11 protein-coding genes are annotated in these 15,199 nt (G+C 33.7%); 4 read left to right on the top strand and 7 right to left on the bottom strand.

The window, feature by feature from the left end:
• Window positions 1-115: 115 nt before the first annotated feature.
• Entirely contained in the window at window positions 116-2,389 is a 2,274-nt protein-coding gene (locus AC6CHR_RS13135) for a helix-turn-helix domain-containing protein (protein ID WP_498249342.1), read from the bottom strand.
• A 308-nt stretch (window positions 2,390-2,697) separates the two neighbouring features.
• The gene (locus tag AC6CHR_RS13130) at window positions 2,698-4,992 is read right to left on the bottom strand and encodes an Ig-like domain-containing protein (protein ID WP_498249340.1); all 2,295 of its coding nucleotides are present in this window, start codon (window positions 4,990-4,992) and stop codon (window positions 2,698-2,700) included.
• Between the two features lie 870 nt (window positions 4,993-5,862).
• Between AC6CHR_RS13130 and AC6CHR_RS13125 the strand changes: the two genes are divergently transcribed.
• The gene (locus AC6CHR_RS13125; RefSeq protein WP_498249339.1) at window positions 5,863-6,021 is read left to right on the top strand and encodes a hypothetical protein; all 159 of its coding nucleotides are present in this window, start codon (window positions 5,863-5,865) and stop codon (window positions 6,019-6,021) included.
• A gap of 21 nt (window positions 6,022-6,042) precedes the next feature.
• Here the strand turns inward: AC6CHR_RS13125 and trhO are convergent, their stop codons facing one another.
• From trhO to AC6CHR_RS13110, 3 genes are all read right to left on the bottom strand, one after another.
• The gene (gene trhO, locus AC6CHR_RS13120) at window positions 6,043-6,990 is read right to left on the bottom strand and encodes an oxygen-dependent tRNA uridine(34) hydroxylase TrhO (protein WP_498249338.1); all 948 of its coding nucleotides are present in this window, start codon (window positions 6,988-6,990) and stop codon (window positions 6,043-6,045) included.
• 233 nt (window positions 6,991-7,223) lie between these two features.
• Window positions 7,224-7,811, bottom strand: coding sequence for a nitroreductase family protein (locus AC6CHR_RS13115; protein WP_498249337.1), 588 nt, complete (start codon window positions 7,809-7,811; stop codon window positions 7,224-7,226).
• A gap of 75 nt (window positions 7,812-7,886) precedes the next feature.
• Window positions 7,887-9,074 carry an aminotransferase-like domain-containing protein gene (locus AC6CHR_RS13110; protein WP_498249336.1) on the bottom strand — a complete coding sequence of 396 codons (1,188 nt, stop codon included), beginning with the start codon at window positions 9,072-9,074 and terminating at the stop codon, window positions 7,887-7,889.
• Window positions 9,075-9,543: 469 nt separating this feature from the next.
• Here AC6CHR_RS13110 and AC6CHR_RS13105 point away from each other — a divergent pair, with 469 nt between their 5' ends.
• Window positions 9,544-9,933, top strand: coding sequence for a hypothetical protein (locus AC6CHR_RS13105; protein WP_498249335.1), 390 nt, complete (start codon window positions 9,544-9,546; stop codon window positions 9,931-9,933).
• A 267-nt stretch (window positions 9,934-10,200) separates the two neighbouring features.
• Here AC6CHR_RS13105 and AC6CHR_RS13100 read toward each other — a convergent pair whose 3' ends face one another.
• Window positions 10,201-11,118: a TetR/AcrR family transcriptional regulator gene (locus tag AC6CHR_RS13100; protein WP_498249333.1), complete on the bottom strand. Its 918-nt coding sequence runs from the start codon at window positions 11,116-11,118 to the stop codon at window positions 10,201-10,203.
• Between the two features lie 242 nt (window positions 11,119-11,360).
• On the opposite strand from AC6CHR_RS13100, the gene AC6CHR_RS13095 reads away from it, so the two are divergent.
• A complete protein-coding gene (locus tag AC6CHR_RS13095) occupies window positions 11,361-12,872 on the top strand; it encodes a DHA2 family efflux MFS transporter permease subunit (RefSeq protein WP_498249332.1) in 1,512 nt (503 codons plus the stop codon).
• Between the two features lie 259 nt (window positions 12,873-13,131).
• On the opposite strand, the gene AC6CHR_RS13090 is transcribed toward AC6CHR_RS13095, so the two are convergent.
• The gene (locus tag AC6CHR_RS13090; protein WP_498249330.1) at window positions 13,132-13,962 is read right to left on the bottom strand and encodes a glycerophosphodiester phosphodiesterase; all 831 of its coding nucleotides are present in this window, start codon (window positions 13,960-13,962) and stop codon (window positions 13,132-13,134) included.
• A 396-nt stretch (window positions 13,963-14,358) separates the two neighbouring features.
• On the opposite strand from AC6CHR_RS13090, the gene AC6CHR_RS13085 reads away from it, so the two are divergent.
• The gene (locus AC6CHR_RS13085) at window positions 14,359-15,084 is read left to right on the top strand and encodes a LysM peptidoglycan-binding domain-containing protein (protein WP_498249329.1); all 726 of its coding nucleotides are present in this window, start codon (window positions 14,359-14,361) and stop codon (window positions 15,082-15,084) included.
• The last annotated feature ends 115 nt before the right edge of the window (window positions 15,085-15,199 follow it).

Below are 15,199 nucleotides of genomic sequence, written 5' to 3'. Positions count from 1 at the left end.
CTTCATACATATTGGCTTTTTTTACTGTTTACAATACTCATACAAGAATCAATTAGAACGCCAAAAAAGATTGAGCAGGTAAACAGCCTCCTGTTTTACCTGCTCAATCTTTTCTTTAAAACGATATGGAATTATCATCACGATGACTATCCCGATATCTCCCTGGTGTCGTCCCTTCAATTTTTCGGAAGGATCGAATAAAATTTTGAGAGTTTTTATACTGGAGCTTTTCTGATATTTCTCTTACGGACATATTTGTTTCTTTTAACCATTTCTTTGCCATATCATATCGATAAAGTGCTAAATATTCACTAAATGAGTGATTAAATTCCTTCTTGAATATACTGCTTAAGTAATTTTTATTATAATGCAGTCGTGATGCAATGATTTCTAGGGAAATCTCTGTATCAAATTCATTTTGAATAATATGAGTGATTTTATCTGATATCGATTTGTTTTGTGAAGTTGTTCGTTCAGCAATCTTATCAATCATTGGATAAACAATTTTACCTTTTAAAAACATCTCAATTTCCTCTGACGTTTTCATCTCCGAAATTGCATTGTATAAGGTCCGATTATCTTCAATTATTAATGTATTCATACCCATTTCTTGCATTAAACCCATTAAATCGTTTAAAAAACGCATAATGTTCACTTCAAGTTCATGAGGATTCTGATTGTTTTTAAATAGTTCTGCCAGCAATTGATGCAATGATACTCTAGCCTTTTTACTCTCCCCAAGTTTAATTGCATCAAACAATTGATTTTCTAATATTTTAGGAAAATATGTTTTGATTTGATTGTTAGTAAAAAGAGCCGCTACAGTTTCATAAAAGATAATTGATTCCTTTCCGACCTTTAAACGGTATTTTAGCGAATCAACCCCTTCAGAAAGAGCTTGTTTACTTTCTGTTAGATTTTTAAAAGGACTACTAATTCCAATACTTATGGAGAGGTTAAAAATCTCTTTCACTGTTCTTTGAATCTCTTCTGAATACTGGTTAATCTTGAATATTTGCTGATCGATATCTTCTTCCTGGGTAATAAATATCGTTGCTTGTGTTTTAGAATCAATGACTGTGGGAGTAAGTTGTTCATTTTCACCAATAATCCCAGACACAATTTTATTTATTGAAAATAATAATACATCTTTATCCATTCTTGTGTACTTGCTATTTTCTAAACTATCAAATTGAATAGCCAACACATATAAGTAATTCCACTCTTCCTGATAATTAAAATCCCGTAGCTGTTCGGTTATTTCTTGTTCATTCATACGTCCCCGGAAAAGATTAAGCATAAATAGTGTTTTTAATTGTTCGTGCTGACTCGTCACAATATGTTCGAGTGACTGATTTTTATCAAGTACATCCCGAATAGAACTTCCAATCATCTCAAATTCATCCTTATAGACTTGTTTTTGACTTTTTGGAATAAATTTTTGTAATTCCCGTATTGGCTTTGAAAAGTAATCAGAACTTAAATAGGCAATAATAAACGTAACAATTAACATAAATAAACTCATTAATATCGTACCAGTAATGGTTGGTTTCATCGCTTGAGCGAATTCGGAATCCTCAATTTTAGATAGATAAATCCATCCATTATAACCTGATTTAGAATAAGCTACCTTATACTTATCTTCTCCTTTATCATTGACCTGTACGACCCCAGTTTGTTCTACATTACCTGAGATTAGATTGGATATTGTTTTATCACTCATCGCACTATCTTTAGAAGAATTGCTTTGATAGACCAATGAACCATCTTGATTATAAATATATATCGGACTCGATTCAGCTTGTTTATAAATTAGATTTGATAAGGACTTCAATGGAATATGAATAATGAGAATGCCATTTTTATTAGTCTGATAAAAAGGTGTTTGCTTAATTAGTTTAATTTCATTTTCAATTTCGTCTTCCTTAAACCAAGTAGATGAGTGAGGTAATGATAAGTATTTAGAGGTGATCTCTTTCTCTTCAGCATCTGTAAGTTGCTTCAATCCATACTCATTTATGATCCAATTTCCTTGCAAACTAACTAAATCTACAGTTGTTTGGTTTGGTCCAAAAGACGAAATATAGTTTATTTGCTTATCTATCGAATTATAAATATCAAAATTTGCTGCTGTGAGAGATTGATTAATATAGTCTTTAAAAGGTGAATCGTGAATATAGGAGTTAAAGGTATAATCTAACGCCTGGAGCTTTTGTTCTAGAGTATTCATCGTTTGAACAACATTTTCTTGTTTCTCTAATGTAATCTTTTCTTCAAATGAATCCTTAGCAAAAAAATAAGCAAAACCATTAAACAGGATCATTGCCAACGTTCCAACTAAAACAAATGGTAGAAAGATACGATAAAAGTATTTTGGTTTATGTTTCATTGTTTAGCAACACTTCCTGTCTTTATTAAAACGCTTACATTATTACTTATTATAAAGCTCTTCTAAATTTAATGTCAATAAACATATTTCCCTTAATTTACTAGACACTTTTCTATTCATTTGCTGCATATTGTTAACCCCAGTATACTTACTCTTATTATTCCTTGGTAAAGGACAAACTGGTGAGCGATTATACATACCTGCTTTTAGCTCAACTATAAAACACCGGCAAAAAAAAGAAGCACTTCGTATTGCGAAATACTCCTCATACTGTTAATTTGTTGTTCTTTTTTTTATATCTAATTTTCTTAGTGACTTAGTTCTCCATTTAGCGAAATATTAGAAAAACTTGCTGTATTATAATTAACCGTTTGACTAGAATTTTTAGCAGCATCTACTGCAAATCCTACATACACTCTGTCTTGCATTTGTATATATTGTCTCCCAACTTCTATCCATTCTTCACCATCTTTTGAGGCATATCCAGTTATCGTATTATCAACTCTTGCTATTTTAAGCCAGTAAGGCAATGTTGTCCCATTTAAAGATGGCACTCCAATTTCCTCTGGACGATCATAACTACCTGGTGCTAGCATCTGCATTCCTTTTTCCTGTCTTGTTGAAAAATGAACTGAATATGGTGTTGCTTGTTTATCTGCTTTTACTATAGATGAACTTATGATCGCCGTGGCTGCATCCTTTGCCAAACTTTCTCGGATCATTAAACCTGAGAGAGCATTATTGTCTACTCTAGTTAACGAATCAATTCTTGCTATTAGCTCTGCATCTCCTTTTATCTCCCGGTAAGCGAACTGGAAAGCATCGGCTTTCTGATCAATTCGACCTGCCCCTTTAACTGTAAGTCCTTTAGTCGTCTGAGTTGTATTTCCTTTTATCATTACGTTCCCAATATCTTTTGAGGTCCAATCTCCAGTTTGTTTCATCTTATTAACATGAACTTGCATCGAGGTAGTCTGGGTTGTATTCCCCTTTTTATCTATTGCTTTTGCTGAAATATACCAAGTCCCATCTGGTGCATTTTTCCACTCAAAGTCGAATTGACCATTAGCTACTTCTCCTATTTTTTGATCATTGCTATAATACTCTACTTTTGATATATCACGTTTATCTTTTAATTTCACTTTCATTTTTACAGTTGATCCCTCTTTATGGATACTGTTCAATTTAGGCGATACAAGCTCAATATTTGGGTTTAATGCTTCACTATCCATACTGACAAGAGAATTTATATATTGTTCTAAATTGGTATAGCCTGATGCGGTCATTTCCTTACCATCCATTGGATCTCTTGAATTTAGTCCATTTGCTTCTTCCCACTTATCAGCTATTCCGTCATGATCATTATCAGTTGGTGCTGTCCCAGACTTCATTTCCGGGTATCCGCCAACTTCCCATTCATTATTTATTAATCGACCAGTACCATTCTTGACATCGTTAACAATTCTCGCATCAACCGCATCTCTTCGTGGATAAATTGCTCCTGCCCTTTTCAACACTGCATCGTACGCCTCTTGTGCTGTTTTAATCGTTAATTGATCATGTCCAAAGACATCGTAAGGCTTATCAGAAAAAACAGTTCCACTTTTGATTTCCTCTATCCCTAAAGTATTATCTTTAGAAATGGATTTATTTCCATACATGTAGTTTCCATCGATATAGAACCAGCTTGGCTTACCATCTTGACCTGGGCTAATCACTCGCTTTTTTAACTCCTCAAAAGTTGATGGTCCTGGTTTATAGTAATTATTTATGATATTATTCTCCTGATTATTGCCTCCATAAGTTGAATTAAACCCCCAGTTGTATATAACATTATTCACCATATCTGTACTGGATACTGGATTTAGTTTATTCCCTGTATTTCCAAGTGCGGGCATACGACTAGCATGACTTGCGATTAAGTTATTAGAAAATGTAGCATTCTCTCCACCCCAAATTCCTCCATAACCATGTCTTCCTTTCGCATGTCCAGAAATGTATAAACTCTCACTGATCATACTCCATTGCAAAGTAGTATTTTCATTTCTATAAAAAGATAAGGTTTCATCTACAGACCAACTTGTAGAGATATGATCAATAATCGCATCTTTTACATCTCTTCCACCAAATGCATCTGGCTCTGTCTCAATATTATCGCTACCTGGTCTAAATCTTAAATAGCGAATAATGATATTTTCAGATCCAGATATATCTGTTCCAAATCCTGCAATAGTAATTCCATCCCCTGGGGCAGTTTGACCAGCAATAGTCATGTTTTTTTGTTTGATTTTTAATGGCTGTTTTAAGTGAATTGTCCCTGAAACACGAAAGACAATCGTTCGATTCCCTTTACTTACCGCATCTCTAAGAGAACCTTTAATTGGTACCTCTCCATTTCCAAAATCTTCGATCGATGTCACTTCATAAACATCGTAACCACGTCCACCACTTGTGTACTTCCCTCCCCCTTCAGCACCAGGAAAAGCTAATACTTGATTCTCTGTGCCCGCTGCTAGCCCTTCATTTTTGAACAAAGAGTAGTCTAATATTCCAATCATTAACATTACTGTTGTTAACACACAAAATAGTTTTTTACCTTTCATACCTTAACCTCCTACTTTCATTTTGGTTTCACTAGTTTTTTTTCTACTAATTGTTGTTTTAAGTTATAAATAGCCCTGTCCTTTTTGCGTTCTAGAAGAAATGAAAAGAACATGATGTCGATAATCCTTACCAATAGTAAATAAAGATACAAGCATAAACGAAAAACAATGAATAGCGAGAAAATGGTTCTAATTTATAAAACGCTTACATTTTTAAGTAAGAATCATTAAGTTTCGGGCTCTGAATGAAGTCTATTACTTACACAAAAAATTCGGCGGAATTTTCCTTACAAAATAGACTATTTCCACATGCTATTTAAGATAAAAAAACGAAGGGGTATTTTTTATGAAGGGATTACAAATCAAGATTATTTTCATAAAGAAAACGATTAATTCAGGTCTGAAAGCATACTTTTGGAAAAGTATTTTAATCAAAGGTGTTTTCGCAAAAATTGTTATTTTTCGTAACAAGTACTTCTTTACGTATTTATGTTTGCCTTCGAGCTCTTTTCGAGCCATTTCTTTTAAACTAGCTTCAAATTATACAAAAAAATCTAGTAACCAATTTTTTGACTTACTATCAACAAACTTATAGAGAAGATCCTTAATCAAAGAGGGTGGTAAGATAATTTAAAGTTCATAAACATCATAGCTTACTATTGATCAAAACGAATACAATCATATGATTAGATTAACTAATAACCAATTCAAACAAACAGATAAATGAAGTAATGAGTATGATTGATAGCAAATGATTATCCTTTTCAAACCTCCTCTTTTCTTCTAAATAAAAAATGAGCCCTTAAGGACTCATTTTTTGTATATTTTTAACAATGATAGTGAAAATTACTTTAAGAAAGGGTGATCTAAATGTTTCAATCTATATTAACTAATTTTATTGCTTCTAGCATTGTTATGAGACATAACTTAAATTGGCATCGTCGACTTCTTTATCTAGCTACCCCATTATTTATCGTGTTTATGATGCTTCAAACGGAATATATCATCTATCGAATAAATAGAAAGTAGTTAGATATTCCACATGTATTGTTATACTAATGCTCCCAATTTTTCCGCTACTTGCTTATCAGTTAATTCATGTTCAACTATATATCTATTTCTTGGGTTTACTCTACATTCATCACTGCAAGAACGTAAATACTTATGTTCATTTTCCTCAGAACATAGTATTTGTTTATTGCAATCAGGATTCGCACAATTCACATAGCGCTCACACGGTTCACCTGTAAAGTGATCTCTACCTACTATGACAGGATCTACTTGATTTACTGGTACGCTTATTCTTTCATCAAATACGTAGCATTGGCCATCCCATAGTTCACCTTGTACTTCTGGATCTTTACCATATGTTACAATTCCACCGTGTAGTTGTGCAACATCTTCAAATCCTTCTTTACGTAACCAACCAGAGAATTTTTCACAACGAACTCCACCAGTACAGTACGTTAAGATTTTTTTACCTTCAAATTGTTCACGATTTTCACGAATCCATTCAGGTAATTCCTTAAACGTATTAATATCTGGCATGATCGCATTACGAAAATGACCTAATGTATATTCATAATCATTTCTAGCATCAATGACAACCGTATCTTCTTGCTGCATCGCTTCATAGAACTCTTTTGGACTATAATATTTACCAGTTAACTCTAGTGGATTTATATCTTCTTCTAGACGTAAGGTAACTAGTTCTGGTCTATAACGAACATGCATCTTTTTGAATGCATGTTCATTTTCTTCATCTATTTTGAACGCCATATCTTTAAAGCGAGGATCGTTGTTCATATCTGTTATATATTGATCCGTTTGCTCTATAGTTCCTGATACAGTGCCATTAATTCCTTCATGGGCAATTAGAATTCTACCTTTTAATCCAAGACTTTTACAGTATTCTAAATGTTGCTGCGTGTATTCTTCGGGATTTTCAATTGTTACGTAATGGTAATATAGCAAAACCCGATATTGTTTATTTTCCATTATCATTCACCTTCTATATTTATATTTGCAAGATATACTTACAGAGATGTTTACTTGCGTCTATTACTTCTATGTCATTTATGATAAAAAGTAACAATTAATTAAACCAAATATTAAAGAAAAATGCAACCCATATTCAACTGGTTTTTCTGTTAGGACGTTAAAAAACACGGTAAGCATTCCTCACCGTGTTTCACTCCATATCTCATAACGACCTTTATAGAACCTCATTATTATGAAAAGTCTGATTCAAGATCAAGCCACTTTGTTACCTCTGAAACAGGTTTTCTTTTCCCTATAAGTTCCTTCATATTAGGATAGCCGATATAAAGAAAGCCTAGCATTTCCGATTGATCCCCAAGATCAAATAGTTGTTTTACTTCAGATGAATAACAAACGTTTCCAGTTCGCCATACAGCACCTAAACCGAGTGCATGAGTGGCAAGTAACATATTTTGAATTGCTGCATTTACTGCAGCGTATTCTTCTTTTACTATTACCTTTGAGTTAATGGTCGGTTCAACAGCAACAGCAATAATGACTGGTGCTCTTAATGGTTTTAGTTCTTCCTTTTCTAATTTCACTTTACTTTCTTCACTGTTTGGATCTTCAAGCGACTTTTCAGCTATCGAAGAAAGTGTTTTCCCTAGTTTCTTTCTCGCATCTCCTGTTAACACATAAAAACGCCATGGTTCTGTTCGATGGTGAGCTGGGGCCCATGTTCCAGATTCGAGTATTCTATTTATCAACTCCACTGGAACAGGATCTGGTTTTACAACACCAATACTTCTTCTCTTCGTTATCGCTTCAAAAACATCCATCCTAATACACACTCCTAAAGTATAAATAACGGGATGTTTCCCGCTAATCACATTATTCTACGAACATAGTCATTTTTAAACTGTTACTGGACTTAATAATACCTCTACAAGACGATCCATTCCTAGCTTTATTTTATCAGGTGTAGAATGGCTAAAGTTTAGTCGGAATGTATGATATGCTGGCTGTTCAACGTAAAATGGCGCTCCAGGTACAAAGGCAACACCTCTTTCTACTGCTTTATTGAGTAATTTTGCCGTGTTTAAGTCCTTTGTTCCTTCCACCCATAAAAACATACCACCTTTAGGCTCTTTCCATGTAAATAATCCGGGTTCAACCTTATTCAAATAATCTTTCATGATCGTCATTCGATGGTAATATTCAATTCTTAACCGTTGAATATGTCCATCAATATTAAAATCTCGCAGCAGAAAATAAAGTGCTTGCTGGTCAATTGAACTTGAATGTAAATCAGCCATTTGTTTTGCTTGCGTCATCATTTTTATCACCTGTGATGGTCCTGTTACCCATCCTGTTCTAAGTGCAGGAACGACCGACTTTGAGAATGTACTTGTATATACGACATGACTTTGTTGCTGATCCAGTGTTGCTATTGGAGGGTATTCCTCATCATCATGAAATTGGATATCCCCATATGGATCATCCTCTAGAATAAGGATATGATATTTATGACAAAGGTTGTAAAGTTGTTGACGTCGTTCTACACTCCAAACCTTCCCATCTGGATTAGAGAATGTTGGAATAACATAAACAAACTTAGGTTGATATTTTTTAATCTTTGTTTCTAAATCATCATCCATCATTCCATGTTCATCCCCATCAACAGCCACTACCTTAGCACCAGAAGAACGAAAAACCTGTAAGGCTGATAGGTATGTTGGATCTTCAGTTAACACTACATCATCCTTGGAAAGCATAACCCTTGAAAATAAGTCAATTACCTGTTGGGAACCAGTTGTTACTAACAAATTATCTACTGAAGAAGCAATTCCTTTCGCTTCCATTTTCGTATTAATTGCTTCTCTCAGTGGAGTGTATCCTTCTGTTAACCCATATTGTAAAGAAGATTTACCCGTGGTGAAAACTTTTTCATATGCAATACGAACGTCTTCTAAAGGGAATAGATCTTCTGAAGGTAATCCTCCAGCAAAAGAAATCACATTCCCTTGTTGAATCACGGATAAAATATCCCGTACAGCTGATGATTTATAACTTTTCGTTTGTTCTGCAAATAAATAATTCATAGGAAACCCCTACCTCTTTTTTAGAAGACTATCTTCGTATAAATGTTGTTTTGCAAAGGAACTCAAATTCATTTAATGATTTACTGCCATAACCTTTAAGAAGACTATTTTCACAAAGATTGATGTTTTAAGTAAATACGATTTTAGCCGTAATCTTTTACGAAAGATATTTATTAAAGTCTTCGTTTTGACCAATACTAGATGTAAATGAGAATTACCTTTACCAACACGACATTTTTTGAAAATGACTTCATTAATAGGAAAACAATTATAAATATTCAAACTATTTCACTTATACTCCTATACATTTCTTTTAAATATAAAGATGGATACGATATGTATGGTATAATATTATTTTATCTATCATATTACACTCAATTTCAGCTTTCAAGGATTTTTAGATATTGTCAGTGAAATTTCCTTTCTCTAATGCCAGTCATGTTTCCAACCTGTTACACACTGTGTCAAAATGAAGCATGATTATCAAAATGAAAAGGCAGTAGATCCGAAACGAATAAATAAATGTTATGAAAGGGTGTTATCGATGGAACTAAACGTAGAAACGATCTATTACTTAGAAAACCCAGAGGAAGGTATCATCAAACTTGCAACAGGCTCACAACTTAAATATGGAGATGTTGTAAAAGAAGTGTTCGGTGTTGCAGATATAAATGACTTGTTAATGATGATTGAATATAACAAATCATTTCAAGATAGCCTCTGTAAGGCTCGAGGAATTAAAGAAAATGAAATCACGTTAGATATGATTTTCCGAGTTGCCTCAAATTATGACCTTACTTCTCATAAGGAGCACATTCATAACGAAGATAATGGTGACAATTCCTCAGTTGGAGAATAGTTTGCATCTTATATAAGAATGACGGGTACAAAGAGCTGACTCTAATGCGAAGTGTCTGCTCTTTTTCTATGTAAAATGGCCCGTTATTATGATACAAGTCTCATTTATTTAACAAAATATAATCTGCTTTCCAGACTCAAGGAACACAAAATCCCCTCTAAACCATTTCTATAACTTATGAACGGGCCCTAGATACCAGCAAGGGTCTTTTTTCAATTTCTAAACAACAGTCAGCACGAGTTTCATCCAATCTTCAACAATTTTCTTTTATTTATCAAACTTAGTTTGGTCGCCTAACACATGCTCGATGAGAATCTGTTCAAATCTAGCGAACTCTTCCTTTTGAAAAAGCTGTGGGCAATTTCTTAAAGATAATAGGGCCCCCTCAATTAAGAATGCACGTGGTTCCTTATTATTCATCAATTCTTCTTGTATGAATTCAAGAATTTGAATATATTTTATCCGTTCAGTTTCACTTTGAAGGTCACTTACGACAATTTTCTTCAAGGCTGTCGATGAATGATATAAATCATTTAGGTAATTATTAGATGACGACTGTGTTTCTGGTAACCATGTCTGTAATAATTCTGGGTTAAAAAGTTGCATCTGATTCTTACTGACATCATCGACGATTATCTCTAAACGGTCAACACAATATCGAATAACTTCTATTAATTGGTGATTCGGATCTTTTCTCATAGAAATATAATGAAATACATGCTGCAACATTCCATGGAAAAGAATTGTACAATCTAATAAATAAGCCCTTTTCTCTTCACCAAACAACTCTATAAAACGGGTAAACAACCAATTGATATGTTTATATTGGATTTGCTTTATAAATTGCTTAAGCTCTGGATCATCGGAAACAAACACCTCTTCAATTAGTTGGAATAATTTATTTCTTCTATTTGACTGCATGATTATTTCCAGTTGTTTTATAAAAATCTCCATATCAGCGAGATCTTCTCCAATCAACATATTATTTCGTTGATCTTCATATTTGCCTCTAATTGAATTGAATACAGATTTAAATAGTTCACTTTTAGAAGGAAAATAATTATAAAAAGTACCCTTAGATATGCCACTATGGTCCAAAATATCTTGAATAGATGTCGCCTTATATCCTTTTTCGATAAATAATTGATGAGCCTTTTCGATAACATGTTGTTTTCTCTTATTCATGATTTCATCCTTTAATATTGAACTATGATTATAAAAATTATACTAAAGGATTTCAGTAACAAATACAAACTTATACGATCAACCTATGAATTTAGCAAAAAGTTAAGAAAATATAAATTTTAATCTAATAGGAAAATTTGATTATTTCATATTGCTAAATGAAAAAGAAAGGAGTAATATATTCATTTATGGAACGTATGTATAAAAAAATATACCGATCGTTTAAATAAGGAGGAAATATAATGAATGAGTCTACTGTACCGAAACGTCCACCATACGGAATTATTGCGATTCTGTTAGCCGGGGCTTTCGTTTCTATATTAAATTCAACCTTACTAAATGTTGCATTACCATCGATGATGACAGATTTAAAAGTAGGGGCAACAACAATTCAATGGTTAGCAACAGGTTATATGCTGGTAAACGGAATTCTTATTCCAACCACTGCTTACTTAATTCAAAAATTCTCGGTTCGACATTTATTTTTAACAGCCATGCTATTATTCACAATTGGTACAATTGCTTCAAGTCTTGCAGACACTTTTACATTGTTATTAATCGGTCGAATGATTCAAGCTGCTGGATCAGCAGTTATGATGCCCTTGTTAATGAATGTATTACTCGTAAGTTTCCCTATCGAAAAACGTGGGGGAGCAATGGGGATTCTTGGATTGGTTATGATTTTTGCACCAGCTATCGGTCCAACTTTATCTGGATATATTGTTGAACATCATCACTGGAGAACTCTTTTCTATATGATTATTCCGATTGCATTGATTGTATTGATTCTAGCTTTCTTCAAGCTTAAAGATACAAAGGAAAAAATAGATATTAAAATTGATGTCATTTCGCTAATTCTATCAAGTATTGGGTTTGGCGCAATACTATACGGATTTAGTTCGGCCGGAGATAAAGGATGGGATAGTCCTATAGTATATGGAACATTAATTGTCGGTGTAGCTTCATTAATCCTATTCATCTTGCGACAATTCCAGTTAGAAAAGCCATTTTTAGATTTCCGTGTATATAAATATCCAATGTTCGCATTATCCTCTGCAATTTCAATTGTTCTAAATATGGCGATGTTCTCTGCGATGATTTTAATGCCTATTTATTTACAACAATTACGAGGAATTTCACCAATGGATTCCGGATTATTAATGTTACCTGGAGCCATTATTATGGGAATCATGTCACCAATTACAGGTAAATTATTTGATAAATACGGTGCACGTACACTTGCAGTTATTGGTTTAGTGATTACAGTTGTAACCACCTATTTCTTTAGCCAATTATCATTAACTACACCCTATTCAACTCTATTAATCATGTATTCTGTTCGAATGCTTGGAATGTCTATGGTCATGATGCCAGTAATGACAAATGGATTGAATCAACTACCTGCACATATGAATCCACACGGTACAGCGATGAACAGTACTCTTTCACAAGTATCTGGAGCAATTGGCTCTGCTCTACTTGTTACGGTCATGACGTCACGTACGAAAATGCATGCTGAAGAACTTTTTAACTCTGCAATGAAAAATGTGGCGGAACAACCAAGTGCAGAAGCATTAGCTGAAATGAAAACACAATTAGGTATGAAAGCAACAATGGAAGGAATTAACGACTCATTTTTCGTTTCTGTTCTAATTGCCGGACTTGCCTTAATCCTAGCGTTCTTCCTAAAACGTAATGCTATATCTGAAGAGAAAAAGTCAGTTGACCTCCAACTTAAGGAACAAGAAGCATAAAGAAATGGCAAAAGGGCTGTGATTTTAAATAATCACAGCCTTTTTTGTATGGATCACACTATTCGTGTTGATTATTGCATTATTGGATCAAATCGTTTGTATATTGAGCTACTTTCTCAATTTATTAAGCCCACATGCTCGGATAGAGCCACTATTTCAGTTTATTAAGCCACTTTCTATCGGAATTGAACCACTTTTCCTGTTTATTAAACCACTTTCTCAATTAATTTTGCCTACTTCTCGAATTGATCCACTTTTATTATTTTTTCTTAGGTTCTACATAATCAGGATAATCGGTAATAATAGCGTCAACACCCATATCTAAAAGAAACTCAGCTGATTCATGACTTCTAACGGTCCATGATGAAATTTTCATTCCTAGGTTGTGGACTTGATCAACTAAATCCTTTGTTACAAGACTATAGCTAGGATTAAAATAATCAGCATATGCCGAAAAATCCTGTAATGCTTGCTTGCTAGTATGTGCCTTGAAAGAGGTCAAAACACCCATAGGAACTTTAGGTAGCAGGTTATTCATTTTTTTAACAGATTCAAAATTAAATGATTGAATAATGATTTTTTCATTTTGTGGTTTATCAAGATTTCTTGTTTTTAATTCCTGGGCAATACTTTCTTCAATCCCTGGATAAAGTTCTGGTGCTTTTAATTCAATTAAAATGCCAATTTTCCCATGGTATCTATTTAATATTTCAGCAAATGTAGGGATTTTCTCTCCATGAAAGGAATCACCTTTCCAATTACCCGCGTCAAGAGCTCTTAGCTGTTGAAAGGTTAATTCACCAACTTTTCCAGTTCCATCTGTGGTTCTGTCTACTGTCGTATCGTGTATAAGGACTAATTCACCGTCCTTACTTCTTTGAACATCTATTTCAATATAATCTGCTTTCATCTCAACCGCTTTATCATATGCAGCAATTGTGTTTTCCGGTGCATACCCTGAAGCACCACGATGTGCTACATTATCAACCTTCTTAACATCTGCTTTTGTTTCCGCTGCAAATGTCTGATCCAATGGGCTAAAAAACAAAGTCATAGCTACACTTGCTCCAATAACGAGTTTTTTGTTCATTATCTCATCTCCTATCTAGAATATGAATACTACTTAATTCTAAATGATAGATATTTATTCTATATGTCGATCTATTTACATCTGCGTAATGTTTATGTGAAGGAAAATAGGATATTTACCTTATTTTCATTTACAAATTTTATTGACTTCGTTCTAGATCTAAATCAAATTCAAACCTACTAAAAAAAATTCAGGGTAAAAAACGTGGAATAAACTTGAATATTTACACTTTAAATGGAATTAAAGGATAGTTATGGAAGAGTTTGTAACACTCCTATTACACGAATGTCATAACGTTAATAAACTGTTAACTGATTGTCCTTTAACAGCATGGTTTTCATGTTAAGATAAAACACATTGATTGGCATCTAGTTAGTTAAGCAGGGAGGAAATAAAATGAAAAAGACAATTTTATCATTCATTACAGTTGCAACTCTATCTATAGGAATTTCAGCGAACGCTTCTGCTGAAGAAGTGAAAGTCCAAGATGGTGATACTCTGTGGGTTATTGCTAAACAAAAAAACGTTTCAGTAGAAGAAATTATAGAATGGAATAACTTATCCGGGGAAGCCATTAAACCAAAAGATATATTAAAACTTAAAGAAAATTATAAAGTTCTATCCGGTGACTCACTTTGGGATATCGCTCAAGATAATAATGTATCAATTAAAGAATTGAAAAAATGGAATGATATAGATAGCCACATCATTCATCCTGGAGATGAATTAGTTATTGAACAGAGTTCCAAAACAGAACTGAAATCAACAACACCTCAAAAAGAAGATCCAAAGGTTAAAGGGACATCAGTAAGTCAATCTGAAAAATCAGGAAAGAAAGCAGTAACTGTATCAGCTACTGCCTATACTGCAAACTGTGAAGGATGTTCCGGAACAACTAAAACAGGAATTGACTTAAAAGCAAACCCTGATAAAAAGGTAATTGCTGTTGATCCAACTGTTATACCCTTAGGATCTAAGGTTCACGTAGAAGGTTATGGAGAAGCCATTGCAGGAGATATCGGTGGTGGCATTAAAGGGAAAGAAATTGACATCTTTGTTCCTACCAAAAAACAAGCATTACAGTGGGGCAGACAGGAAGTTGAAGTGAAGATTTTAGAATAACTAGAAAAGCGCAAGAGCCCGTTTAGCGACGTATGAACTGGAGCACTCAGAATTTACTATTTTCCTATACTACAAGAATAGCCCTTAGTTCAGTGAACTAAGGGCTTCTTTTTAC

This window comes from Metabacillus sp. GQ13 (assembly GCF_059758525.1).
The sequence above is the reverse complement of the archived record's forward strand: the minus strand, read 5'-3'. Positions and strand labels throughout refer to the sequence as shown.

Bases quoted from the DNA above. Each gene is read 5' to 3' on its own strand.
- AC6CHR_RS13135 (WP_498249342.1), bottom strand. From the start codon at position 2,389: ATGAAACATAAACCAAAATACTTTTATCGTATCTTTCTACCATTTGTT.
- AC6CHR_RS13130 (WP_498249340.1), bottom strand. From the start codon at position 4,992: ATGAAAGGTAAAAAACTATTTTGTGTGTTAACAACAGTAATGTTAATG.
- AC6CHR_RS13125 (WP_498249339.1), top strand. From the start codon at position 5,863: ATGTTTCAATCTATATTAACTAATTTTATTGCTTCTAGCATTGTTATG.
- trhO (WP_498249338.1), bottom strand. From the start codon at position 6,990: ATGGAAAATAAACAATATCGGGTTTTGCTATATTACCATTACGTAACA.
- AC6CHR_RS13115 (WP_498249337.1), bottom strand. From the start codon at position 7,811: ATGGATGTTTTTGAAGCGATAACGAAGAGAAGAAGTATTGGTGTTGTA.
- AC6CHR_RS13110 (WP_498249336.1), bottom strand. From the start codon at position 9,074: ATGAATTATTTATTTGCAGAACAAACGAAAAGTTATAAATCATCAGCT.
- AC6CHR_RS13105 (WP_498249335.1), top strand. From the start codon at position 9,544: ATGAAGCATGATTATCAAAATGAAAAGGCAGTAGATCCGAAACGAATA.
- AC6CHR_RS13100 (WP_498249333.1), bottom strand. From the start codon at position 11,118: ATGAATAAGAGAAAACAACATGTTATCGAAAAGGCTCATCAATTATTT.
- AC6CHR_RS13095 (WP_498249332.1), top strand. From the start codon at position 11,361: ATGAATGAGTCTACTGTACCGAAACGTCCACCATACGGAATTATTGCG.
- AC6CHR_RS13090 (WP_498249330.1), bottom strand. From the start codon at position 13,962: ATGAACAAAAAACTCGTTATTGGAGCAAGTGTAGCTATGACTTTGTTT.
- AC6CHR_RS13085 (WP_498249329.1), top strand. From the start codon at position 14,359: ATGAAAAAGACAATTTTATCATTCATTACAGTTGCAACTCTATCTATA.